This is a genomic window from Tenuifilum sp. 4138str (assembly GCF_041102575.1).
Taxonomy (GTDB): domain Bacteria; phylum Bacteroidota; class Bacteroidia; order Bacteroidales; family Tenuifilaceae; genus Tenuifilum; species Tenuifilum osseticum.
Map to the genome: position 1 here is coordinate 148,615 of NZ_JBGCUE010000007.1, position 23,644 is coordinate 172,258.

22 protein-coding genes and 1 pseudogene are annotated in these 23,644 nt (G+C 40.3%); 14 read left to right on the forward strand and 9 right to left on the reverse strand.

The window, feature by feature from the left end; translation table 11 throughout:
* Position 1: 1 nt before the first annotated feature.
* From AB6811_RS08495 to AB6811_RS08515, 5 genes are read right to left on the reverse strand one after another with little or no spacing between them, the layout of a single operon-like run.
* Positions 2-655 (reverse strand): type I 3-dehydroquinate dehydratase, encoded by a 654-nt coding sequence (locus tag AB6811_RS08495; RefSeq protein ID WP_321623073.1) that lies wholly within the window; start codon positions 653-655, stop codon positions 2-4.
* 12 nt (positions 656-667) lie between these two features.
* Complete coding sequence (gene aroB / locus AB6811_RS08500) at positions 668-1,687, reverse strand: 3-dehydroquinate synthase (protein ID WP_369490020.1); 1,020 nt, start codon at positions 1,685-1,687, stop codon at positions 668-670.
* 26 nt (positions 1,688-1,713) lie between these two features.
* Positions 1,714-2,817: a chorismate mutase gene (locus AB6811_RS08505; protein WP_369490021.1), complete on the reverse strand. Its 1,104-nt coding sequence runs from the start codon at positions 2,815-2,817 to the stop codon at positions 1,714-1,716.
* Positions 2,792-3,694 carry a prephenate dehydrogenase gene (locus AB6811_RS08510; protein WP_369490022.1) on the reverse strand — a complete coding sequence of 301 codons (903 nt, stop codon included), beginning with the start codon at positions 3,692-3,694 and terminating at the stop codon, positions 2,792-2,794. Before AB6811_RS08510 ends, AB6811_RS08505 begins: the two co-directional genes overlap by 26 nt.
* Positions 3,695-3,701: 7 nt before the next feature.
* Entirely contained in the window at positions 3,702-4,535 is an 834-nt protein-coding gene (locus AB6811_RS08515; protein ID WP_369490023.1) for a prephenate dehydratase, read from the reverse strand.
* A 579-nt stretch (positions 4,536-5,114) separates the two neighbouring features.
* Between AB6811_RS08515 and AB6811_RS08520 the strand changes: the two genes are divergently transcribed.
* From AB6811_RS08520 to aroF, 8 genes are read left to right on the forward strand one after another with little or no spacing between them, the layout of a single operon-like run.
* Positions 5,115-6,503 (forward strand): anthranilate synthase component I family protein, encoded by a 1,389-nt coding sequence (locus tag AB6811_RS08520; protein ID WP_369490024.1) that lies wholly within the window; start codon positions 5,115-5,117, stop codon positions 6,501-6,503.
* Between the two features lie 31 nt (positions 6,504-6,534).
* The gene (locus AB6811_RS08525; RefSeq protein ID WP_369490025.1) at positions 6,535-7,110 is read left to right on the forward strand and encodes an anthranilate synthase component II; all 576 of its coding nucleotides are present in this window, start codon (positions 6,535-6,537) and stop codon (positions 7,108-7,110) included.
* A 27-nt stretch (positions 7,111-7,137) separates the two neighbouring features.
* Positions 7,138-8,127 (forward strand): anthranilate phosphoribosyltransferase, encoded by a 990-nt coding sequence (gene trpD, locus AB6811_RS08530; protein ID WP_369490026.1) that lies wholly within the window; start codon positions 7,138-7,140, stop codon positions 8,125-8,127.
* A gap of 2 nt (positions 8,128-8,129) precedes the next feature.
* Positions 8,130-8,951, forward strand: coding sequence for an indole-3-glycerol phosphate synthase TrpC (trpC, locus tag AB6811_RS08535; RefSeq protein ID WP_369490027.1), 822 nt, complete (start codon positions 8,130-8,132; stop codon positions 8,949-8,951).
* 26 nt (positions 8,952-8,977) lie between these two features.
* Complete coding sequence (locus AB6811_RS08540) at positions 8,978-9,616, forward strand: phosphoribosylanthranilate isomerase (protein WP_369490028.1); 639 nt, start codon at positions 8,978-8,980, stop codon at positions 9,614-9,616.
* The gene (trpB, locus tag AB6811_RS08545; RefSeq protein WP_369490029.1) at positions 9,594-10,790 is read left to right on the forward strand and encodes a tryptophan synthase subunit beta; all 1,197 of its coding nucleotides are present in this window, start codon (positions 9,594-9,596) and stop codon (positions 10,788-10,790) included. The genes AB6811_RS08540 and trpB overlap by 23 nt, the downstream gene beginning before the upstream one ends.
* Entirely contained in the window at positions 10,777-11,562 is a 786-nt protein-coding gene (gene trpA, locus AB6811_RS08550; protein ID WP_369490030.1) for a tryptophan synthase subunit alpha, read from the forward strand. The genes trpB and trpA overlap by 14 nt, the downstream gene beginning before the upstream one ends.
* 7 nt (positions 11,563-11,569) lie before the next feature.
* Positions 11,570-12,586 carry a 3-deoxy-7-phosphoheptulonate synthase gene (gene aroF / locus AB6811_RS08555; RefSeq protein WP_369490031.1) on the forward strand — a complete coding sequence of 339 codons (1,017 nt, stop codon included), beginning with the start codon at positions 11,570-11,572 and terminating at the stop codon, positions 12,584-12,586.
* Here the strand turns inward: aroF and rpe are convergent, their stop codons facing one another.
* Positions 12,587-13,237, reverse strand: a complete 651-nt coding sequence (gene rpe / locus AB6811_RS08560; RefSeq protein ID WP_369490032.1) for a ribulose-phosphate 3-epimerase — start codon at positions 13,235-13,237, stop codon at positions 12,587-12,589. It lies immediately after the preceding gene.
* Between the two features lie 69 nt (positions 13,238-13,306).
* A complete protein-coding gene (locus AB6811_RS08565) occupies positions 13,307-14,170 on the reverse strand; it encodes a sigma-70 family RNA polymerase sigma factor (protein ID WP_369490033.1) in 864 nt (287 codons plus the stop codon).
* A gap of 201 nt (positions 14,171-14,371) precedes the next feature.
* Here AB6811_RS08565 and AB6811_RS08570 point away from each other — a divergent pair, with 201 nt between their 5' ends.
* Positions 14,372-15,361, forward strand: coding sequence for a glycosyltransferase (locus tag AB6811_RS08570; RefSeq protein ID WP_369490034.1), 990 nt, complete (start codon positions 14,372-14,374; stop codon positions 15,359-15,361).
* Here AB6811_RS08570 and AB6811_RS08575 read toward each other — a convergent pair whose 3' ends face one another.
* On the reverse strand, positions 15,362-16,030 hold the full coding sequence (locus AB6811_RS08575) for a Crp/Fnr family transcriptional regulator (protein WP_369490035.1): 669 nt from the start codon (positions 16,028-16,030) through the stop codon (positions 15,362-15,364).
* Between the two features lie 55 nt (positions 16,031-16,085).
* Between AB6811_RS08575 and AB6811_RS08580 the strand changes: the two genes are divergently transcribed.
* From AB6811_RS08580 to AB6811_RS08590, 3 genes are all read left to right on the forward strand, one after another.
* A complete protein-coding gene (locus AB6811_RS08580; protein WP_369490036.1) occupies positions 16,086-16,679 on the forward strand; it encodes a hypothetical protein in 594 nt (197 codons plus the stop codon).
* 310 nt (positions 16,680-16,989) lie between these two features.
* A complete protein-coding gene (locus AB6811_RS08585; RefSeq protein ID WP_369490037.1) occupies positions 16,990-18,642 on the forward strand; it encodes an ABC transporter substrate-binding protein in 1,653 nt (550 codons plus the stop codon).
* Positions 18,639-19,496, forward strand: coding sequence for a BadF/BadG/BcrA/BcrD ATPase family protein (locus AB6811_RS08590; RefSeq protein WP_369490038.1), 858 nt, complete (start codon positions 18,639-18,641; stop codon positions 19,494-19,496). The genes AB6811_RS08585 and AB6811_RS08590 overlap by 4 nt, the downstream gene beginning before the upstream one ends.
* Here AB6811_RS08590 and AB6811_RS08595 read toward each other — a convergent pair.
* Positions 19,459-21,939 carry an NACHT domain-containing protein gene (locus tag AB6811_RS08595; RefSeq protein ID WP_369490039.1) on the reverse strand — a complete coding sequence of 827 codons (2,481 nt, stop codon included), beginning with the start codon at positions 21,937-21,939 and terminating at the stop codon, positions 19,459-19,461. The genes AB6811_RS08590 and AB6811_RS08595 overlap by 38 nt on opposite strands.
* 275 nt (positions 21,940-22,214) lie before the next feature.
* Between AB6811_RS08595 and AB6811_RS08600 the strand changes: the two genes are divergently transcribed.
* Both AB6811_RS08600 and AB6811_RS08605 read left to right on the forward strand, forming a co-directional pair.
* Complete coding sequence (locus AB6811_RS08600; RefSeq protein ID WP_369490040.1) at positions 22,215-23,066, forward strand: S1 family peptidase; 852 nt, start codon at positions 22,215-22,217, stop codon at positions 23,064-23,066.
* 168 nt (positions 23,067-23,234) lie between these two features.
* Positions 23,235-23,567 (forward strand): annotated as a pseudogene (locus AB6811_RS08605) (cyclic nucleotide-binding domain-containing protein); the annotation flags it as partial.
* Positions 23,568-23,644 lie beyond the last annotated feature (77 nt).

Consider the following 23,644-nt stretch of genomic DNA (forward strand, 5'->3'; position numbering starts at 1 on the left):
ACTATAGGGGTTTTAGGGAGTCAAGTAGGGATTCTAAGTATATATAGTCAAGCTGACCCGGTGCAGTTTGATTTCCGGGTAATGCTGCATAGGTGAACGGGGCGCCTAGTAATGGAGCCGCAACGCGAGTAATTGTTCCAACCTGCCCCATACAAAAAGCAACTATTCTGGTATTTTCTTCATAAAGGGAAAGGACGCGGGCGCAATCGCTAGTACTGTTAGCCATACAGGCTATTTTAACTAAAGATACATCATAGGTTTGGGCATTCTCAGTAATTTTTTTTAGCCTAGCATATGTAGGGGTTTCAGTATAGTTATGGTATGAGATTATTACCTTGCAGTTAGCGGCTTGGGCTATAGCTGTTATTTCCCTGATAATTTCAGTAGGCGTGTCAATATCAACATCAACCCAGGCTGCGCCATACCCAATAGTATCAGTAAGGAGATTAAGCATTACATCGAATTCTGACTCTTTAGGCCGGTAGGTTGCAATAAGGTTATCGTGTAAGCCAAATAGCAGCTTTAGCTCATCCCTGTTCAAATTGAGCAAATCAATCCTGATTTCGGCAAGCGAAAGTTTGGGTAGCAAATTGCTAATTGCATGGAAATCAACATTTCCTATACTAACACATATATCGGGGCGGATAGCTTTCATGCATCATAACCTTTATTCTGCAAACTTTTTTAGTTCCTCTAATGCCATTGTTTCAATTTTAGGGACTCCAATTCCCATTAAAAGAACAAAGTCGATACTGTTGGCATTCCGCTTTTTGTCCTTTACCAGAGTTTTGAATACCCTACTGGGTTCAATGTTCATGCAGGTTGGGAGTCCAAATGATTGTAGCAGGTTAATAATTCTCAGGTAGTCCCTGTTGCTAATAAGTCCTTTCTCCATGGAGAGCCTGCAGGCAAACTCCATTCCAATGCTAACCGCCTTACCGTGCGATATTCCGGTTAGTGTTTCAACGGCGTGACCCCATGTATGGCCAAAATTGAGCAGCTTTCTAATTCCGCTTTCACGTTCATCGGCAGTAACAATGCTTGCTTTAACTCTAATGGATTCCGCTATATGTTTTGATATTTCAGGTTGATTTAGGTTAAGCAGAGCAATACAGTCGTGCTCAAGCTGTTCAAAAAGTTTGATATCCGAGATTAGGGCATGCTTTACCATCTCGGCGAAACCATTCACAAGTTCCTCGTGGGGCAATGTTTTTAGCAAGCGAGTATCGCAAAGCACAAATCGGGGCTGGGTAAACGTTCCAATAATATTCTTATATCCATCAAGGTCAACCCCATTTTTGCCGCCTACACTTGCATCAACCTGTGAAAGTAAGCTGGTTGACACAAACCCAAACTCAACCCCACGCATGTAGGTGGAAGCCACAAAACCAGCAATATCGCAAACTACACCTCCTCCAATTCCCAGTATAAAGCTATTACGATCGGCGTTGTTCTCCAACAACCAGCGGTAAATACTCTCAATATACCCTAACTGTTTTGATGGTTCACCCGGATTAATTGAGAAAAAGGGTGCCTCTGGAAACACCGTGGCATAATACTTTTCAATGTTTTTGTCGGTAATAATGAAATGCTTTTTTTTAGGAAGATATTTGGTAACTTCCTCAAATCTTTCGTCAACAATTATTGTTGATTTACCGTTTTGGCCTTCAATTAAAATGGTTTCCATTCTTGCATTTAAGGATTATGCCAAAGTTAACCAAATTTTACCATTTCAGTCCTGTTTTGGGTGATTGCTTCCTGTGTTTGTAACGATTCGCGATGGATGCTATTAAAAAGTCTTTTCACAAAATCAGTTCTGAGCCCCATTTTATGTCCCTTCCCAATCACCCTGTTTAATACCTCGTTCCAGCGGTCGGGTTGAATGATTTTTTGACCCGTTTCACTTTTAACGCGGGCTATTTCAGTTGCTATCGCCATCCGGTTTGACAATGCCCAAACAAGTAATTCATCCAAGGCATCAATTTCAGCTCTTAGCTCATTCATTAGCTCTGTATTAGCCTGTTTTGCCTCAAAAATATTGCTAATCAACAAGTTAAATTGATTGGGTGTTAGCTGTTGCTTGGCATCGCTAAGGGCTATCTTAGGGTTTGGATGTACTTCAACCATTAGCCCGTCGAATCCAAGGTTGATTGCGCGGTTTGAGAGTAGCTCAATATACTGCGCATCGCCAGAGATATGGCTAGGGTCTGAAATAACCCTGAGCTCAGGATTGTTAGCTTTTAGCTGTAGGGCTACCTCCCACATTGGGAAGTTTCGGAAAGGCGATGCGTGCCAAACGGTAAACCCCCGGTGTATGGCGCCAACCTCTTTTACTCCTGCCAGCCTTAGTCGGTTAATTGCACCCTCCCAGAGCTTTAGGTCGGGGCTTAACGGATTTTTTACCAGAACCGGGATTTGAACACCCCTCAAAGCCGATGCAATTTCCTGTATAGCAAAGGGATTGGAAACGGTGCGTGCACCAATCCATAGCAGATCGGCACCGAACTTCAGGCACTCGTAAACATGCCTCTCGGTTGCCACCTCGGTGGCAAAGGGCATACCGGTTTCCTGCTTTACCTGGTTAAGCCAGATTAGGGCTTCAGTTCCATAGCCCTCAAATGAGTTAGGGGTTGTGCGCGGCTTCCATACTCCAGCCCGCATGTAGTTAACAAACCCATTCTTTTTAAGTTCCTGAGCCACTTCTACCAGTTGTTGTGGCGACTCGGCACTGCAAGGCCCTGCAATAATCAGTGGCTTGGCATCTTTTTGGATTGATGGGTTAGTGCCTTCTTCAGTTTTTAACTTTTCGTTTGCCATGGTTTAGTATGTTTTGATTTTGTTGATTTTCAAATGCTTTTCGTATGCCATTTGCTTGAACTATAAGCCATTGTAACGTTTGGTCGTCGTTTTGCCTAATTGCCAATTCAATCCGATTGAGTTGTTCCTGGAACTCGACAATTGCGCTGAGGATGTTCTCCTTGTTTTGCTTAACTATGGGTAGCCACATGCTAGCGCTACTTTTAGCCAAGCGTGTCATGGAATCAAATCCACTGGATGCAGCCTCCATTGTTTGATTTATAGAGCCAATTCTATTTACTGAAGCAATTGCCAAGGCGTACGACACCAGTTGTGGTAGGTGCGATGCGTTTGCCATTAGCTTGTCGTGTTGGTTGGAGTCAATAAATTCAACTCTTGCACCCAGTAAATCCCATAGCCCTGTAACTAATTCTACCGCCTGCTTGCTAGAAAGGTGTTCATCGCATATGTAAACCAGTTTATTCCTAAATAGGCTTGCGCTTGCATTTACTGCACCTTGTTCTGCACTTCCAGCCATAGGGTGCGACGAAACAAATTTACTCCGTTCTGGAAGGGTTGAGAGTACAATGTTTATTATTGATTTTGTAGATCCAACATCGAACACAGCTAATGGCTTAACACTTGCACTAAGTATCCTTGATGCAATTTGCGTTACTTGGTCAACTGGTGTTGCTATTGCAACAACATCTGCCATTTGGCAAATCTCCTCCAGTGTATTGGAAGTATCTATAAAACCAGCGTTCATGCAAAATTCTTCGTTAATGGGTTCAATGTCAAAACCAATGATGGTTTTAACCTTACCCATTAATCCTGCTGCCAGTGAAGCCCCAATTTGGCCTAAGCCAATAACTGCAATGGTTAAATTCTTTAGTTCCATACCATCATTAATTTGTTTTGATGCCAGTTGTATATATTCCAAGAACCTTAACCTCGTTAGCAATGGTTTTTAATGAGTCAAGGGCTAACTCAAAATCGTCGATATGACGGAAAACAGCATCGGTATGGAAGTAGTATTCCCATGGGTTGCCAACTTGTGGCAACGATTGCAACATGGTTAGGTTTACGCCATAGCGGGAAAATGATTGTAGCGCTGCTTGGAGGCTGCCAACCTTGTGGGCAAGTGAAAATGCGACACTTGCTTTATTTGCAGAGCTATAGGAATGTTTTGTAGTTTTACCTAAGACAACAAAGCGGGTATAGTTATTATGGTTCGATTCAATGGAACTAGCAATCACCTCCAATCCGTATTCCCTTGCCGCTCTTTCGCTTGCTATGGCAGCAACCCCTTTTATTTGGTTCAAAGCAATATCCCTTGCACTTAGGGCAGTGTCGTGGGTTGCAAATACTTTTAAATGGGGTATGCTCTGAATGAAATCATCGCATTGCGCAATTGCCATGGGATGTGAGTGAATCTCCTTTATATCCTCAACCTTTTGACCGCTTATGCCTATTAGGTGCTGCGATATCCTCAGGAAAACTTCTCCCTCAATGATTAAATCTGATTCTCGAATTAGTGTGTAGTTCTGCAGAATGCTTCCTACTAATGAGTTTTCAATAGCCATTACACCTTTTTCAGCTCGTCCTTCGGTAACCGAGTTAACCAACTCTTTGAAGGTAAGGCATTCAACCAGGTCGAGAGGTGTATTGAAGTAAAGTTCTGCTGCATCCTGATGGAAAGCGCCCTTGAAACCCTGTATTGCTACTTTTATTGGTTGCATTTGATTTGCATTAAGTTTTATTAAATTAAAAAGCCCTGTTTCCGGCAGGGCTCAATTAATATCATTAAATAAATGGTGTAGTTGAGCCCGCTGGTTAGGGGTAGTAGAAAAAGTAATAGTAAAACATAACCTTACATGAGGTTACCATTGTAGTGGCTAGTATATAGGTGCGTTTACTCATAAAAAAAGCCCCGCTATTGCGGGGCTGGTTTATTGTTAACTGGTTATACCTTTTTATAATATACAACAATTACCCAGCCCCCACTTACTAAAGTAGAAGTAGTAGCTGTAAAAGTAGTTGTTGTTTAATCTTGCCATTTCCAACTGATTCTGTTTACAAAAATAGAATAATTTTGTGAAAACTTGCAAAAAAGAAACTATTTTTTTTAATTTGCACTGGATAATGACAAAAATGGTATTGTATAGCAACATACAACTTTGGTGGTGGCACAGTTTCATTAGATGCTGTGTTAAGCCGCTTTAGTCCTTATGTGCTGATAGTAAAAGAATTAACTTAATATTAGGGGGCTTGCTTAACACAGCAAGCCCCCTAAGTTTTTTAATTTAATAGTTTAAACCATGAAAATAACAAGAATAACTGTAAAATCGAGAAGAATTTCAGCAGACACATATACCCCAATTGGAGTATACCTGAAGTTGCGCGATGTATACCCACAATGCCTTCTACTGGAATGTGCCGATTACAGTGAAAGGAGCGATGCTTTTTCATATATATGTGTAAAGCCTTTTGCTGGAATTGAGGTTACAGGAACTAAAACAAAAACCTATGTGCTTTTGGAAAGTTCAGAATTCAACACTGTGGATGAATTCCCTCCTGCGCTTTTTGACTCGTTTTTGCAAAGTTTTAAAATTGATAATACTGATGTAGGAAATGCAGGCTTTTTTGGATTTACCGCTTATGATTCCATTAACCTATTCGATAATGTTAATATTGAAACTTCTAATGCAGTTTTTCCTTTAATTAAGTATGATTTTTACCAGGTGGTAATCGAGTTTAACCATTTCAATAATACTCTAACTCTTTACGAGTTTCTTGCTCCAAACGTGGATGAGATTTCCAGTAAGCTTCTATCATTACTTTCAAATAAGAATACCCCAACATTTCCGTTTCAAGCCACCTCTGAGGAATATTCAAACATGAATGATGACTACTACATGGAAATGGTTGAAAAAGGGAAAATACATTGTGCTAGAGGTGATGTTTTCCAGATTGTGCTTTCCCGGCAATTCAGCAAGAAGTATAGTGGCGACGACTTCAATGTATACCGAGCATTGCGTTCTATCAATCCTTCTCCTTACTTGTTCTATTTTGATTACATGAATTTTCGCATCTTCGGTTCATCTCCTGAAGCTCATCTTAAAGTCACTAATGGCGTAGCAACAATTAACCCGATAGCTGGAACAACTGCTCGTAGTGGAGATGCTCAATTTGATAAGATAATAACCGATGAGTTATTAAAAAACCCAAAGGAAAATTCTGAGCATTGTATGCTTGTTGATTTAGCCAGAAATGACCTTAGTAGGCATGCTGTTGATGTTACCGTTGATAAATTCCGCGAAGTTCAAAGCTATTCACATGTAATTCATTTGGTATCGTGTGTTAAAGGAAAACTTAAGCCAAATACTAAACCCTATTCATTACTTGCATCAACCTTCCCTGCAGGAACTCTTAGTGGAGCACCAAAGCATAAAGCAATTCAGTTAATAGGAAACATTGAGCCTACCCCTCGAGGAATTTATGGTGGAGCAGTTGGGTTTATTGGAATAAATGGCGACATTAATCACGCAATAGTTATTCGTTCATTTATTAGTAGCAATGGAACCCTTTACTATCAGGCTGGGGCAGGAGTTGTTATTGGTTCATCGCCAAAAGGCGAACTAGCCGAGGTTAATTCAAAGATTTCGGCATTAAGAAGAGCAATAGAATACGCAGAAAAAATTGTTTAACAATCACCTTAATGTTCAAATTCAAACATTTATGGCATCAATATTACTACTCGACAACTACGACTCATTTACTTTTAACCTACTTCATTACGTTGAAGAATTTGGTGAACACCAAATTGAGGTTTTTAGAAACGATCAAATAGAGGTGAATGAAGTAAATCGTTTCGATGGAATAATCCTATCACCAGGACCTGGAATTCCTTCTGAAGCAGGGAACATGCTATCTATTATAAAAAGGTATTATTCAACTAAAAGAATCTTCGGGGTTTGCCTTGGAGAGCAAGCTATAGCAGAGTCGTTTGGTGGTACGCTTATTAATCTTGAAAAAGTTTACCATGGTGTTTCCAGCAGCATCATAGTTAACAATCCGCCGCATTACCTTTTCGATGGTATCCCTGTAATATTTGAAGCAGGCAGATACCATTCGTGGGTTGTAAACCCTAACAATTTGCCCAGCTGTTTAAGGATTGAGGCAACAGATCAGAACGGACAAATCATGGCCATTGGTCATAAAGATTTCGATGTGTGTGGTGTTCAATTTCATCCTGAGTCAATACTAACTCCCGTGGGGAAACAGATCATTTTTAACTGGTTAAAAAGATTTTAGGGTTCAATTTAAATTGGGGAGGTGGATATGAAACAAATATTAACTAAGCTATTTGAATCGCAAAAGCTTAGTAGAACCGAATCGCAAAACTTAATGCACGGTATTGCAAATGGCAGCGTCAATGAATCTCAAATGGCCGCAGTGCTTACTGCCTATATCATGCGAAGCATCAGTTTGGAAGAGTTACAGGGGTTTCGCGATGCTTTGCTGGATCTTTCAGTCAAAGTAGATATATATGACGGTCATACAATAGATCTTTGTGGTACGGGTGGCGATGGTAAAAACACTTTTAACATTTCAACGGCATCGGCTTTTGTTGTTGCAGGTGCTGGAATTCCCGTTGTAAAGCATGGAAATTATGGGGCAACCTCCGTTTCGGGTTCATCCAATGTAATGGAGTATTTTGGGTATAAATTCAGTAGCGATTCCGGTAAGTTAAAAAGGGAAATTGACAATACCAATGTTTGTTTTTTACATGCGCCTCTGTTTCATCCGGCGCTAAAGGCTGTTGGCCCAGTAAGGCGTCAACTTGGCGTAAGAACTTTTTTTAACATGCTGGGCCCCTTGCTAAATCCATCTCGCCCAAAATATCAGGTTAGCGGAGTTTTTAGTATTGAAGTTGCTAGAATTTACAGTTATTTGCTAAGCAACTATCTTAACGATTACAGAATTATTCACAGCCTTGATGGTTACGACGAGATTTCGTTAACCAGCTCTACTAAAATATTTTCAAAGGCTGGCGAAGATTGCTTAACACCTGAAAGCCTAGGTTTTTGCAAAATATCACCAGAGAATATTGCAGGAGGAGAAACCGTTGAAAAATCGGCTAAGATTTTTCTTTCGGTTCTCAGTAACAGTGCCGATAAAAATAGAATTGATGTGGTAATTGCTAACTCGGCAATGGCAATTAGCTGTTACAAGGGTTTTCCTTTTGCAGAATCCACCCTGTATGCCAGGGAATCATTAGAGTCTGGGAAAGCTTTAGAATGTTTTAATAAACTAATATCAATGCAATAGCTATGAGTATTCTTAATGAAATTGTTACAAATAGAAAAATTCAGGTTGCCGAGCAAAAGGAACTTTACCCAACCAAATTGCTTGAACGAAGCATTTACTTTAATTCTCAGCCATTATCGCTTAAAAAATACATTCTTCGTCCTGACCTATCAGGAGTTATAGCTGAATTTAAGCGCAAATCGCCATCCAGGGGAATTATTAACGAGTTTGCAAAGCCGGATGAAGTATGCCTGCTATACATGCAGGCTGGGGCATCGGCCCTATCGGTATTAACTGAAAGTATGTTTTTTGGCGGATCGGCAATGGATTTAACTATTGCAAGAAAGTTTAACTTTTGCCCAATCCTCCGTAAGGATTTTATTGTCGATGAGTATCAAGTTATTGAGGCTAAGAGCATTGGCGCTGATGCTATCCTGCTTATAACCGAGATTCTTCCAAAAAAACAGCTGTCCAACTTCTCTTCCCTAGCCAAATCATTAGGCATGCAAGTACTTTTCGAGATTCATGAAAGGCAAAGTATTTCTAAACTACCAGCCGATGCTGAAATTATTGGTATTAATAGCAGAAACCTAAAAACATTCAATGTAAGCGTTGATCATATGGAATTATTAGTACAGCTCATACCAAAGCACGTGGTAAAAATAGCTGAAAGCGGAATTGATTCCCCAGAATCGTTGCTTACATTGAAAACAATGGGTTTTCAGGGATTTTTAATTGGCGAGAGGTTTATGCGAGAACCGAATCCAGGAAAGGCGTGTGAGAAATTTATCAGCAAAGTAAAAGAGTTAAGCTCAAGTAAGACCAGCTCAGGTTTGCATGATTAATAACTTTTCAACACAATACTGAAAGTATGAAGCTTAAAATATGCGGTATAACCGATAAGTCTAACATTGCAAGAATAGTGAATTTTCATCCTGATTTTCTTGGGTTTATTTTCTTTTCTGGTTCACAGCGCGATGTTAGCGACAGGTTGAGTTACATCAACTTTGAATTAATTCCAGTAAGTATAAAGAAAGTAGCCGTTTTTGTTAATGAGAATACTCATACAATAAAGAGTATTGTTCAAAAGTATGGTTTTACTCACATTCAGCTTCACGGGGATGAGAGTCCTGAGCAATGCAAAGAGGTTCAAACATTTGCTTCCGTGATAAAAGTTTTCAGGGTACAACAAACAATCCCTTCAAATTTAGGCGATTATGAAGGTTGCTGCAACTACTTCCTTTTTGATACTTACGGAAAAGAATACGGAGGGAATGGGGTGCCATTTAATCATAGCGTAATTTCAGATTATAATTTAACTACTCCTTTCTTCCTAAGTGGAGGAATCGGCCCCAAGGATGCTTTGTATTTGAATAAACTGAAGTTCCCAAAACTTTATGCGGTGGACGTTAACAGCCGATTCGAATCAGAACCAGGTTTAAAAGATATCAGAAAACTAGAACAATTCATTAAACAGTTAAATAGGCATGAACTTTCAACCCAACAGTAAAGGCTACTATGGTAAATTTGGCGGGGCGTTTATTCCAGAAATGCTCCATGCCAATATATATGAGCTACAGCAGAACTACCTTAATATTATCGATTCCGATGACTTTAAAAAGGAGTTTGATGAATTGCTGAAAAATTATGTAGGTAGGCCAACCCCCTTGTACCTTGCCAAAAATCTTTCTGCTATAAAGGGGGCAAAAATCTACCTGAAACGTGAGGATTTGTGTCATACCGGCGCTCACAAACTTAATAATGTTATAGGTCAAATTCTATTAGCAAAACGGCTGAACAAGATCCATATAATAGCTGAGACAGGAGCGGGACAACATGGTGTGGCAACAGCAACTGTTTGTGCACTTATGGGATTAAAATGTACAGTATTTATGGGAGCTAAGGATATACAGCGCCAACAACCTAACGTTTTAAGAATGAGGATGCTAGGAGCAACAGTTGTTCCAGCATACTCAGGCAGTCAAACTTTAAAGGATGCAACAAATGAAGCCATCCGGTTTTGGATTAATAATGCCCATGATACCCACTATGTAATTGGCTCTACCATAGGGCCGCACCCTTATCCCGATATGGTTGCAAAATTTCAATCGGTAATAAGTAGGGAAATTCAATATCAGCTTAAAGAAAAAGAGGGTGTTGAGAGCCCCAACTACATAGTTGCCTGTGTTGGAGGCGGAAGCAATGCAGCAGGGGCTTTTTACCATTTTATTGAAAACTCCAAGGTAAACCTAATTGGTGTTGAAGCCGCTGGTGAAGGTATTGAAACCAAAAAAACAGCAGCAACTATATCTACAGGCTCCGAAGGTATAATTCATGGGTGTAAAACCTTACTTATGCAAAATGAGGATGGTCAAATACTTGAAGCTCACTCATTATCCGCTGGACTTGATTATCCAGGTGTTGGCCCACTTCATGCACATCTTTACACTACAGGAAGGGCAAAATACCTTTTTGCGACTGATAGTGAAGCTTTAAATGCAGCGTTTGAATTGGCCAAAACCGAAGGAATTATTCCAGCACTAGAATCGTCCCACGCTTTAGCTGCACTTTCAAGGCTAAACCTTAAGCAAAGCGATATTGTTGTGGTTAACCTATCGGGACGAGGCGATAAGGATCTTAATACTTTTAATGAATATTATGAACAAAAGTATGGAAAAGAGTAAAATCAGCGAAATGTTTCGCGGCAAAAAGAATAAAATTCTCTCAATTTATTTTACTGCTGGGTTTCCTGAGTTAAACTCCACTAATAGGGTTATTCTAGCTCTACAAAAGAGCGGAGTGGATATGATTGAGGTTGGAATCCCTTTCTCTGACCCTCTGGCTGATGGAAGTGTTATTCAGCAAACAAGTATAGTTGCTCTTTCCAATGGGATGACCATAAATGTACTCTTTAACCAGCTGGCATCAATAAAAGATCAAGTGCAAGTCCCATTGGTTTTGATGGGCTACCTCAATCCAATTCTCAAATACGGTATTGAGAAATTCTGTTCTGAAGCAAGCAAATTAGGAATAAGCGGAGTTATTGTACCTGATATTCCCTTGGATGAATACATACAGAACTACCAGAACATTTTTGAGTCTTATAGGTTGCCGTTGATCTTCTTAATCACGCCAAGTACCCCCGATAATCGTATTCGGCTAATCGACAGTGTTTCAAAAGGGTTTATATACGCCGTTAGTTCGTTGTCCACTACTGGTAAAGAAGAAAACTATTCTGAGCTTCATCGGGCTTACTTGTCGCGGATAAGCTCCTTAAACCTCAGCAATCCCATTTTGGTAGGATTTGGAATACACAATGAGCAAACCTTTAACATTGCTACGCAATACTGTAATGGTGCAATTATTGGAAGTGCATTTCTCAAATGTATTGGGAATGGCAACAATATTGAAGGAAACACAGCATTATTTATAAGTAAAATCAGAGGTAATAACTAATTAAGTTATGCTAATTCAATTAGAAAAAAACTGCACCAATTCTCATCTTAAAAGTATTGTTGAGAAATTAACAAATGCTGGATACAAGGTTACCCGAGTAAACACTTTTAATCAGGAATATTTGGTGTGCATTGGAAAAACAGAAGTTGATATTCGTATAATTGGGAACCAGCCTGGTGTTAAAGATGTTCACATAGTAACCGATCCTAACCCATTAGTTTCAAGGCAATGGAAAGTTAAAGATACTGAAATTGATTTGGGGAATGGAATAAAAATTTCGCGTGACGATTTTACAATTGTTGCTGGACCTTGCGCCATTGAGAGCGAGGAGCAGGTTATAACCATTGTAGAATTTTTAAAGCAGCAAGGCATCCAGCTTATGCGTGGAGGAATTTTTAAACCACGCAGTTCACCCTATTCCTTTAGGGGGCTAGGTATTGATGGATTAAAACTTTTTTCAAATCATTGTAAGGCCAACAGTATTAAAGTGGTTACTGAGGTCATGCAGGTTTCCCAAATTGATGAGATGTACCCCTACACCGATATTTTTCAGGTGGGAACTCGCAACATGCAGAATTTTAACTTGTTGGATGCGTTAGGAAAAGTTGATAAGCCTGTGTTGCTAAAACGAGGAATGTCCGCTACACTTTCTGAGCTTCTATCGTCGGCAGAGTATATTTTCTCGAGCGGTAATGAAAAAATTATACTTTGTGAAAGGGGGATACGAACATTCGAAAAAGAATACAGAAACACCCTAGACCTTAATGCAATTCCTTACCTCAAGGATAAAAGTCATCTACCAGTCTTTTGCGATCCTTCGCATGGTGTTGGGGTTAGAGACTACGTTGAAAACATGGCTCTAGCCTCAGTAATGGCAGGCGCCGATGGAGTGCTGCTTGAAATTCATAAAACGCCAGAAAAAGCGCTATCCGATGGTCATCAAACTTTAAATTTTGATGAAAGTAAAAAAGCCTTTAAAAACATAAGACAGTTGGTGGAATTGCGAAAAAACTTGGTTTACTAGCTAGGCGTTCTTTATCATCTCAATTGCTGCCAACGGATTATCGGCCTTAAAAACTGCGTTTCCGGCTACAAGCACGTTTGCCCCTGCTTGGTAAAGTTCACGGGCGTTGCTTGGACCTACGCCACCATCAACCTCTATCAGGGTTGATAGCCCTTTTTGGTCGATAAGTTTTCTTAATCGTTCAATTCTAGCAATGCTGTTGGGTATGAATTTTTGTCCGCCAAACCCGGGGTTTACTGACATGATAAGAACCAAATCGGCATATTCAAGAATATCGGTTAGCAGTTCAACGGGTGTGTGTGGATTAACCGAGACGCCTGCCTTCATTCCAAGTTCCCTGATACGTGAAAGAGTCCTATTAAGGTGTGTGCAAGCTTCGTAGTGAACAGTTAGCCAGTCGGCGCCAGCCTCGCGGAAACGCTCAAGGTAACGGTCGGGCTCAATTATCATCAGATGTACATCAAGGGGCTTAGTAGCCAAGGCTTTGATGCGTTCAACCACAGGGAATCCGAACGATATGTTTGGTACAAACACACCATCCATTATGTCCAGATGAAACCAGTCGGCCTGGCTCTTGTTTACCATTTCGATATCGCAGGCCAGGTTCGCAAAATCGGCCGAAAGCATCGATGGGGCTACTAAACGTTCCATGTTTCATACATTTTGTGCAAAGGTAGCAAAAAAAGAAAGCGACCCGCTTAGCGGGTCGTTGCATATTGCTTAGCCTAGGTAGCTCTTGAGTATCTTACTCCTTGTGGTTTGTTTTAGCCTTTTTAGCGCTTTTTCCTTTATCTGGCGGACACGCTCACGGGTTAGATCAAACTCTTCGCCAATCTCCTCAAGGGTAAGTGGGTGTTTCCCATTTAAGCCAAAGTAAAGTCTAATAATGTTTGCTTCGCGGGGAGTAAGGGTGGACAATGCTCTCTCAATTTCACGACGCAGGCTTTCGTTAAGCAATCCCTTATCGGGCATGGGTGAATCGGGTGAAAGTAGTACGTCGTACATACTGCTGTCCTCATCCTGGGTGAGGGGTGCATCCATTGAAAGGTGCCTGTTATTCCCACGTAAGGCCTCTTTAATATCCTCAGGGGCAAGCTCGAGCTGTTCCGATAGTTCCTCAATGGTTGGTTCGCGCTCAAAACGTTGTTCCAGCTCTGCTAATGCCCTGTTAACTTTGTTGATTGAACCAATTTTATTCAGCGGTAGTTTAACTATTCTTGCCTGTTCGGCTAAAGCTTGCAGTATTGATTGGCGGATCCACCACACTGCGTACGATATGAATTTGAATCCCCTGGTCTCATCAAAGCGCTGGGCAGCTTTAATTAATCCAACATTCCCTTCGTTAATCAGGTCGGGTAGGCTTAACCCCTGGTTCTGGTACTGCTTTGCCACCGACACTACAAATCTTAAATTGGCTTTTACGAGTTTTGCCAGTGCTTCCTGGTCGCCTTCTTTTATTTTCCTGGCAAGCGTTACCTCCTCTTCGGCTGTGAGCAAATCAACCTTGCCAATTTCATGAAGGTACTTGTCAAGCGAGACAGCCTCGCGATTAGTAACCTGTTTAATTATCTTCAATTGCCTCATGCCAAAGATTGATTTTTAAACATTCGAATATATTAACAAAATTTAAAAATTGTTCTTTTTGATAAATTTTTTTTATACTTCAATTAAACATTTGCGAAAACTTATTGTCTAAATAAATTTTTCTTATGGTGTAGGGCATAATTTTGGTGACGAATGCGAAGTTAAATAATAGTAGTATCTTCGTGACTTAAGTTAAAAACTATGCGTTTTTCTGTTATCATACCGGTATATAATCGCCCTGGCGAGGTTGAGGAGTTACTTCAAAGTCTTGCAGATCAGGAATATGATGATTTTGAGGTGATTGTAGTTGAGGATGGATCAAAGGTTCCCTGTAGCGAAGTAGTAAACAAATTCGCCTCCAGACTAAAAATTCAATACTTTTTCAAGGAAAACACTGGTCCCGGGCTAACACGAAACTATGGTGCCGAAAGGGCAAAGGGGGAATTCCTAATCTTTTTTGACTCAGATTGCATAATCCCTAATAATTACTTTACCCGTGTTGAGGAGGAGCTTACGGCAGAGTATGTCGATTTTTTTGGAGGCCCCGATGCTACTCACCCCTCGTTTACCGATGTTCAAAAGGCAATTGGCTACTCCATGACCTCATTTTTTACAACAGGGGGTATTCGTGGGGGAAGGGTAAAGCTGGAACGTTTTACTCCTCGTAGCTTTAACATGGGCATAAATGCCGAAGTATTCCATTCGGTTGGCGGTTTTTCAAATATGAGGTTTGGGGAGGATGTGGATTTAAGCCTCAGGCTTTTTGAGATGGGTTTTAGGAGTAGGCTTTTCCCTAAAGCATTTGTTTACCATAAACGCAGAACCGATTTCCGTAAGTTTTTTAAGCAGGTTTTCAACTCGGGTATGGCTCGCATAAACCTTAGCATTATTCACAGAAACTCACTAAAACTGGTTCACCTATTACCCTCGGGGTTTGTATTTGTAATGAGCGTAGCAGTTCTGCTATCATGGGCTTACCCCGTTATTTCAATTTTTCCCTTGCTTTACTCAATTGCTATTATGTTCGACTCCTTGTTAAAAGGGAATTCGCTCACGGTTGCATTATTGAGCGTGGTGGCGGCATGGGTTCAGCTTTACGGATATGGTTTAGGATTTACTTATGCTCTCTGGTTATGGGTTGTTCATGGCAAAAGACCCAATGGTGCTTTTACTAAAAATTTTTACCGGTAGCTACTTTATCATTTCCAACAACTTGTTACGGTTAAGAATGGTTATTTCACGACGGTTAATGTGAATAATACCCTCGTCCTGCATCTCAGAAAAAACCCTTGCCAGGGCAGGGCGCGTTACGCCAAAAAACTCTGCCAATTCCTGATGCGATTTTGGTAGTATGAGTGTGGTTCTAACTTCGCTTTTTGATAGGTTTAACAGGTAATGCGCTATTTTTTCCTTTATGGTTTTAAATGATAGGAACCAAAGCTTGTTCGACAGAAATTGAGCCCGGTTTGATATGGAGTTAAGGTAATTGGTTAGCACCTGTGCGTTTTTCTGCATCAGCCCAAGAAACTCAACTTTAGGGATATACAGTAATTTGCAGTCTTCCAGAGCAATAACATCAACAGGGTATCGGTTGTTTTCGCCAAAAAGAAAGGCGTGCGCAATTGGCATTGGAGCATGCATCTCCTCAATCTTAAGAATTTTACCGGAAAAGTCCACCATCTCGCCCTTTACACTCCCCTCAACTACAATGCACAAACTTCGAACCTCCTCGGTTCGCTGGGCTATGGTTTGTCCTTTGCTGAATGAGCGAATGGTATGGGGTGTTTCATTTAAAAGATGGGCTACATCATCCTCAGTTAATCCTCGAAATATGGGCGATAATGTTATAACCTTGTTCATAATTTTTGTAATTTGCCACAAAGTAAACAAATCAACAGATAGTTTGCTTAAAAATATGTCTGTTAAATATCAAAACGGACAGGCGGTGTGTGTGCAGGAGCATAAACCTATCGCTTTCAATCCCTGGAAGCACCATTGTGGTTTTGTATGCAACCAAATTCAACTAATCAGAGGGGAAGGAGGAATCAACCTAGATCATTTTTTAGGGTATATCGGAGGGACTCTACTCGATTTTTACATTGGTGAACTACCTGTTTACACAATAGTAAATGAGGTTAACAAATATTTTATGGATTTGGGTGTAGCCAATGTTGATGATTTTAAACACTGGCTTGGCTTACCTGAAGTTACGTTCAAAAACATTTATCTCAGCGATGGTTCGCGCTGGGTTATGCGATTAGGACAAAACGATGAATATTACATTCACATACATCCGGGTCGATACTCTAAGCTAACTATCCGCTGTAGGCCAACAACCCTAAAAGTAGCCATTGCTTTCAGATATCTTTTTGGGTTTGAGGAGGAGTGTTTTGAAATTGATAAAGTAAATTATGCCCGTAAGTTTGCAGGTTTACCCCCAGTTGAATCGTTAAATTCAGCTTCAGCCTTGCAAAATTTTATATCCAATTTAAGGGTTAATAATCGTTAAAAATCCACATGTGTTTTATAACATATACTGCTGAATATCAGTATATACAAGTCATTCAAAAAAGGTGTTTTATATCATCATTTTTGGCCTGAATTTTGTGAAACTATGGTTGTATTTTTGCGTTATAAAAGTAGTTTTTCAAGTATAGGTTTTAGGGTTAATAGTTGGTTAGGTTTAGTTGATTTAGGTTAGTTAGGGTGTAAGGACGGAGCCGTATTTTCGGTTCCGTCTTTATTTTTATATGGGTTTATGCCCCCTGGCACCAAACAATTCCTTAAAAATTCGTAGGTTTGGGTGAAAAATTTATAGTATGAATCAGTCTTTATCCAAAGTATTCTGTTTCATATCATCTTTATTGATTATATCCTGCTCCAATGAAACTGAAAGGTTATCTACAAATGTGTTCAGGTATAACGAAAGTAAAGGGATAACCTCACTTGATCCCGCCTATGCCCGTAACCTTGCATTAATTTGGCCGGTGAGCCAAATTTTCAACGGACTTGTTCAGTTTTCCGATTCGCTTACTGTTGAACCCTCCATTGCAAAGCGTTGGTCTATTTCCCCCGATGGTTTAACCTACACATTCTACCTCCGCAACGATGTATATTTCCATGATTCGCCTGTTTTCAAATCGGGTAAAGGACGACGAGCTACAGCCCAAGATTTTGTTTACTCCTTTGGCCGAATACTCAACCCCACAACAGCTTCGCCTGGAATGTGGGTGTTAAGTGTGCTCGATAGGGAAAACCCAAACTACGAGAATGGTTGCTATGCCCCCAACGATAGCACTTTGGTGTTGAAGCTAAAAAAGCCTTTTCCTCCCTTTCTTGGGTTGTTGTGCATGCCCTACTGCTATGTTGTACCTCACGAAGCGGTTTCGTTTTATGGCAAGGATTTTGGCCACAACCCGGTTGGCACCGGTCCCTTTTACCTGAAGCTTTGGCGCGATGGGGAAAAACTTGTATTACGCAAAAACCCAAATTACTTTGAGGTTGATGAGCTAGGTAACCGCCTACCTTACCTCGAGGCTGTATCCATTTCATTTATTCCCGATAAGCAATCGGAATTTCTGGAATTTGTGAATGGTAAAATCGACTTTCTTTCAGGGGTAAATGCAGCATCAAAGGATGAAATTCTCACCCGCTCGGGTAGGCTAAACCCTAAGTATTCCGATAAAGTAAAAATGGTTACAGGCCCATACTTAAATACTGAGTATATTGGGATACTTATTGACTCTGCAAAGCTCCCCGGTAACCAAAGATTTTTGCTCGACGAACGGGTGCGTAAAGCTATTGCTATGAGTTTTGATAAAGAGAAAATGATGCTTTACCTCCGGAGCAACCTTGGCTATCCGGCTAATGGTGGATTTGTACCTTCCGGCATGCCCGGTTTTACTGATGTAAATTACGGTTTGGCTTACAACCCGTTACAGGCTATGCAATTGCTAGAGCAAGCGGGTTACAGCGGTAAAAACGCTTTACCTGAAATAACAGTTTCAACCACCGACGATTATCTCGATTTGTTTGAGTTTATTCAGAACCAGCTCAGCACGGTAGGCATTAAACTCAATATTGATGTGCTACCCGGTGCAGCATACCGCGAAATGCTTGCAAATGGGAAACTACCCGTTTTCAGAGGGTCTTGGATAGCTGACTATCCCGATCCTGAAAACTACCTAGCTTGTTTCCTTACGGATAATTTTGCTCCTAATGGACCAAACTATAGCCATTTCAGCAGTGTGCAGTTTGAAATGCTTTATCGGAAAGCAATGTCGCTTACCAGTTACGACCAACGATTACCATACTACCATAGCCTCGATTCTATTGTTACATCAAAAGCCATAGTTATACCTTTGTACTACGATAAAGTGGTTAGGTTTACCTCGGCCAGAGTTGATGGTATTGGTGTAAATCCGATGAATTTCTTAGTTTTGAAAAAAGTAAAAGTAAAAAGTATAAAATGATAATTATTGCCGATAGCGGAGCTACAAAAACCGATTGGAGAATCTTAGAACACGGCAAGCCCATTGCAAGTTTCGAAACCATTGGGTTAAGTCCATACTTTAATAGGCAGGAAGATTTTTTAAGCGCATTAAATCAAAACTACCCCAAGCAGATCAACCCAGAACAGGTAAAGGAGATTTTCTTTTACGGTTCCGGATGTGGAGTGCATGAAAGGGGGCAGGATGTAGCAAGGTATCTTGGCATTTTTTTTAGCAATGCCAAAATTCATGCAGTTTCCGATGCTTTAGGGGCAGCCCGGGCGCTATTTAAGCGCCAACCCGGCATTGTTGTAATCCTTGGAACCGGCTCAAATATTGCCTACTACGATGGCGAACGGCTTTATAACCGAACCCCCTCGCTTGGATTTGTTCTGGGTGACGAGGGTAGCGGAGCATACATGGGACGGCTTTTGCTTCGTGCTTATCTTTACAAAACACTCGATCCTGATATAGCCCAAAGCCTTGAGCAGCAGTACAATGTTGAGCTAAGCCATGTGCTCAATATGGTTTATAGCGCACCCCGCCCATCGGCGTACCTTGCATCGTTCGTTCCTTTTATTCTTGAGAATATCCATAACCAGCATATATACTCTATTGTAAAGGAGGCGTTTGTAGCCCTTTACCGGTATCACTTTGCGGTATTTGAGAATCTATCCGATTTATCCATTGGTGTAACCGGTTCAGTAGGTTGTCTTTTTAGTCAGGTTCTTGATTCGGTTGGAGAGGAGTATGGGTTTAAAATATCGCAATACTTACGCTACCCAATAGTTGAGCTAATTAACTACCATACACAAAATACTCGGAATATACCTTAACTCCCGATTTTTCCGAAAGAGTTTCGGCATACGAAATAAACGACTTTCCATGGTTTGTTTCGCCTAATCGTATCAGGGTTTGGCCAAGTATTTTCATCAACACCATTTCCTGCAAGCGGTAACCCGAAATTCCACAAAGTTCAATGGAGTTCCTTATACAGGTATGTGCATCGTTCAGGTTACTTTCGTAAAAGTATGATATTGAGCGGGCTAACTCCCCGAGTACAATTGCAAAATGGTTCCTGCTGGGATTGAGCTGGCTGTAGTTTTGCATGAGCTGATGATGCTTTTCCGGGGTAAAAGGGTTACGATTTTTAGTGAGGTCAGTGAACTCATAAATGATAGAGTCCAACGCTTTTTGGTGTGCCGAGAGATTTAAGGGTTCTATCAAAATATCTTGTAGTGGGAAAAAGCGCTTATCAATAAAAACTAAGGGTAAAACCGACTCCCTGAACTCAAGCTTTGCACTGGCGGAATTGATACTTTTATAGAATTCCAAAGCTTTCTTTACCATTAATTCGGTTTTTGAGCCAGTTGAGAAGAAGATATTAAGGCAGAACCACATACCAGCAATTCTTGCTGAGTTTTGCTCAGCCATTATAAAATTGTTATGCCACTCATTGCTATTATTGATATGTGAGATTTCCAAACCCATAAGGTTGCAGTAATCCATTGCTACTTTTGAATCGTTGTAGTAAGGGCTTGAGGGTTGCACCTGTTCCAGTATTTTTCTATAGGTTGATGAAGTGCCGTTTAAATCGGGATTTATGAGCAACAATTCCCTTTCTGCCTCTCTATTTCTGAGCAGGTGAGGTAATAACTCCTTGAACAGTGATTCATCTCGTTTAAAACATAGCGTAAGTGTATTGATGAGTTCCGGGATGTAGTTGGGTAAAAATAGTTGGAACAAATCCACAAGAAATGCAGCCTTACGTTCATTAAAGCCAATGCTAAAGATGTAGCCAATCAGTTTTGGATAAATCTCATTTTGTGAAAAGAGATTTTTTGTTGCAGTGATTAATTTCTCGCTTAAACCGTACTCCTTAATTAGTTTTTGGGCAACTAGCGAGGTTAATATATTATTATTACTTATGGAAACAAGAGTTGAGTAGCCTAGTGAATCGGTATAAACTTTCTCTTCGGAAATAATTCCAAACGAAAGTAAATCATGGTATGCATCAAAGTAATTGCCTGCAGTTTTTAGGTTAATGGGGTAAAGCTTTTTAAGCTGCTGCTTGTTTATTGCACCAGAATTTTCCAACCATTCCTTGGCAATGGCATTCAAAATATCGGCTTTCTCTTCGGGGTAAATTGAATCAAATACTTTTTGTTTGATAAACTCGTTGATGATATTCAATGGGTCGGAAAGGGTTTGGTAGTTTGCTTTACCGTAACTGCTAATAAAAAGTTGTAGGTAAAATGGGTACGAAATAGTTTGGCGTAACAAAGCAGGTAACTCGAATATAAGCAAGCGTTCCTTTTTCCCTTCGTTCACTGTGTTATCAAGAACAGCTTGCATTTCATCGTACGAAAGGGGAGGAATATTTGCGTTATCGGAGTTAAAGTTGGATTGATCAATATTCAGCCAAACCTCTGGGTTTATAAGGTAACCCTGCAGCGATTTCCATGTGGCATATCTTGATGTAATAATCAGCTTGGTGTTGGCCGATTCTGAAAATTCTTTGGCCAGCTCGTGTATTCCTTTAAGGGTTCTTTCAAGTTTAATACCGGTAAGGGTAACCTCATCAAGGGCATCAATTATGAATACAATTGTGCCAGGTAGTTTTTTGAGCTCATCTTTTAAATTCGGGATTGAAAATGCGTTAATGCCAATTTGACTCCACAACCATTCATCGATATTTAGCTCTGAAAACGCATAGTTTTCAAGTTTTGATGCCGAAATGATGATGGGTATTATTTGCTGTTTTTTTACTTTAGGGTAATTTAAGTACCAGTGGGCAATGAAAGTAGATTTTCCATAACCGCCTGGCGCCACAATTGCCAATGCTGTGTAGTTTGAACTTACAAAGTGATTAAGCAACGATTCCAGATATGTTCGCCTTACGGTTTTTTCAAATGGGATTCCGGATTTTATTTGTATTGAACGAATGCTATGGTGGTTTACCTCCATTGTATTTGTGGTAATTAAACTCCAAAGCTCCGGTATGTTTGTTTTAGAGGTAACACTCGCCTTAATCTGATTTTCAACAAAGTCTTGCCAGTGGCTATACCCGCAATAGCGTGCAAGAATATCGAGTGTGACACGTGTTGGTTTAGAATTCGTTTTCAGGAACCCAAAAAGCCGGCGGAGGGTTGCCGGGCTAATATACTCGTGTGTATGCTCAAATACTTTTTCCGACAAGGTTTTACAGTCGCGTTGGTACGATATCTTTTTACCAAAACGCTTCTCAACGGCTTCAATAAGCTGTTTATGTAAATCCATTGCCGAACTGCTTTTGATGTCTCAAATGTAAGGATTTTAAAGATATCTATTAATCGGGTTGTAAAGGGTTCTCTTAAAAATTTATTGACACGTTTGACACGTTACTCTCCGAGGATAACTACCGTATATTTGGCAAGGAGCAAAACAATAATGCTATGTTCAAACTTGTAAAAAAGAATAAAATTGACATTGGGGTGTTCATCATTTTTTTCATCATCACCCTAATTTTTGTAGTAACGCTAGTAAAAACTTTAACATTATAAATTTAAAAAACCATGTACAGTCAGGTTTGGGAAAAATGTTCAGCATCGGTTTGTTGTCTGAACTTTTACAATGAGCACGGTGTGCTCATTGACACGTTGAGTGGATTTAAGATCAATAAATCGCTTGTAACCTGTGAGCAAGCCTTTTACGTAAAAGGCGCCCAAAAGGTAGAAATCCGTTTTGTTGAGGCTGACGCAAATACCCCAAAGGCATCCATGCGTTTGGATTACAAAGAGTTCATTGATGACCTTAGGATTGGGTTTACCCATAACCAAGCCGATTACGCTGTATTTAATATTGATTTTGCCGAATTTCAGGATATTCCAAGCCTGTCGCTGTGCGAACGATGGAATTACCCAATTGGCATGCCTGTGGCAATTATTGGTTTTAATGGAGTAGGGCAAAACCTTTCCATAAAAACAGGAATAGTTTCGTCCGCTTTCTCCAATAAGCAGGGAGTTAGGTATCTTCTGCTCGATGGCCTTACTTGCTATGGGAATAGCGGAGCTCCTGTAATTGACCCTCAAACCATGCAGGTAATTGCAATTGTATCGCGTAGAAATAACCCGGCAACCAAATCGTACAACGATTTAATGGGCTACATCAGCACAAACCTTGAAGAGCTGCGCAAGATTGAAGGTAAATTTAAACTTGGCGAACTCGACCCCATTCAGGTACTTATTGCCAACCAGAACCAGATTAAGCTTTTGGCCACAAATATCTACAAGCACACTGCAACAGGTTCATCGCAGGCAGTTATGCTCGATCATATTATCACTTACTTTAACGAACAAGCAATTATTGAAAATCATTTATTAAAAAGTACCGAAGTGGAATTTGATGTAACAGTTAATAAAGAGTAGTGTTTTTGTTTTCATGGGTTGGTAGGGTACTGCTATCATGCAGTGCCCTTTCTTTTTTATGTTAAACAATTATAAAAAGTAAAATGTTTGTATTTTGCATGAACAAAAAGAATCAAGCATACTTAGTTTTGTGTTAGTTTTTTATGGTGAAACTTAAATAATAAGGAAATGAGTCGAAAGAGTTATGTTGATTTTCTGAGTAATATCGAACTTTTCAGGGGATTGAGTGAGCAGGAGCTAAATACACTTGTCAAAGGGATTGTTGAAAGGGAATTCCCTACCGGAAGCATGTTGTTCATTGAGAATAATAAACGCGAGGGCATTCTGGTGATATATGAGGGGCAGGTTGAACTTTTTAAGAGCAATCCTTATGGAGTTGAGCTTAAGCTAACCCAATTCTCAAAGGGCGATTTCCTTGGCGAAGGGGTTCTGGCCTCAGAATCTACTCATTCTACATCGGCAAGGGCTATAGCTCCAACAAAGGTTTTACTCCTGAGGGTTGAGGATTTGAATGCAAATCCTGCAATTGCCCTCAAGGTACTTACCAATATTACCAGGGTTATGCAGCGGCGGATGAG

Excerpts from the sequence above, each read along its gene's own strand:
- aroF (WP_369490031.1), top strand. The coding sequence starts at position 11,570 with ATGCTAATTCAATTAGAAAAAAACTGCACCAATTCTCATCTTAAAAGT.
- AB6811_RS08570 (WP_369490034.1), top strand. The coding sequence starts at position 14,372 with ATGCGTTTTTCTGTTATCATACCGGTATATAATCGCCCTGGCGAGGTT.
- rpe (WP_369490032.1), bottom strand. The coding sequence starts at position 13,237 with ATGGAACGTTTAGTAGCCCCATCGATGCTTTCGGCCGATTTTGCGAAC.
- AB6811_RS08495 (WP_321623073.1), bottom strand. The coding sequence starts at position 655 with ATGAAAGCTATCCGCCCCGATATATGTGTTAGTATAGGAAATGTTGAT.
- trpD (WP_369490026.1), top strand. The coding sequence starts at position 7,138 with ATGAAACAAATATTAACTAAGCTATTTGAATCGCAAAAGCTTAGTAGA.
- trpA (WP_369490030.1), top strand. The coding sequence starts at position 10,777 with ATGGAAAAGAGTAAAATCAGCGAAATGTTTCGCGGCAAAAAGAATAAA.
- AB6811_RS08540 (WP_369490028.1), top strand. The coding sequence starts at position 8,978 with ATGAAGCTTAAAATATGCGGTATAACCGATAAGTCTAACATTGCAAGA.
- trpB (WP_369490029.1), top strand. The coding sequence starts at position 9,594 with ATGAACTTTCAACCCAACAGTAAAGGCTACTATGGTAAATTTGGCGGG.
- AB6811_RS08595 (WP_369490039.1), bottom strand. The coding sequence starts at position 21,939 with ATGGATTTACATAAACAGCTTATTGAAGCCGTTGAGAAGCGTTTTGGT.
- AB6811_RS08585 (WP_369490037.1), top strand. The coding sequence starts at position 16,990 with ATGAATCAGTCTTTATCCAAAGTATTCTGTTTCATATCATCTTTATTG.
- AB6811_RS08520 (WP_369490024.1), top strand. The coding sequence starts at position 5,115 with ATGAAAATAACAAGAATAACTGTAAAATCGAGAAGAATTTCAGCAGAC.
- trpC (WP_369490027.1), top strand. The coding sequence starts at position 8,130 with ATGAGTATTCTTAATGAAATTGTTACAAATAGAAAAATTCAGGTTGCC.
- AB6811_RS08525 (WP_369490025.1), top strand. The coding sequence starts at position 6,535 with ATGGCATCAATATTACTACTCGACAACTACGACTCATTTACTTTTAAC.
- AB6811_RS08515 (WP_369490023.1), bottom strand. The coding sequence starts at position 4,535 with ATGCAACCAATAAAAGTAGCAATACAGGGTTTCAAGGGCGCTTTCCAT.
- AB6811_RS08580 (WP_369490036.1), top strand. The coding sequence starts at position 16,086 with ATGTCTGTTAAATATCAAAACGGACAGGCGGTGTGTGTGCAGGAGCAT.
- AB6811_RS08575 (WP_369490035.1), bottom strand. The coding sequence starts at position 16,030 with ATGAACAAGGTTATAACATTATCGCCCATATTTCGAGGATTAACTGAG.
- AB6811_RS08505 (WP_369490021.1), bottom strand. The coding sequence starts at position 2,817 with ATGGCAAACGAAAAGTTAAAAACTGAAGAAGGCACTAACCCATCAATC.
- AB6811_RS08600 (WP_369490040.1), top strand. The coding sequence starts at position 22,215 with ATGTACAGTCAGGTTTGGGAAAAATGTTCAGCATCGGTTTGTTGTCTG.
- AB6811_RS08510 (WP_369490022.1), bottom strand. The coding sequence starts at position 3,694 with ATGGAACTAAAGAATTTAACCATTGCAGTTATTGGCTTAGGCCAAATT.
- aroB (WP_369490020.1), bottom strand. The coding sequence starts at position 1,687 with ATGGAAACCATTTTAATTGAAGGCCAAAACGGTAAATCAACAATAATT.
- AB6811_RS08565 (WP_369490033.1), bottom strand. The coding sequence starts at position 14,170 with ATGAGGCAATTGAAGATAATTAAACAGGTTACTAATCGCGAGGCTGTC.
- AB6811_RS08590 (WP_369490038.1), top strand. The coding sequence starts at position 18,639 with ATGATAATTATTGCCGATAGCGGAGCTACAAAAACCGATTGGAGAATC.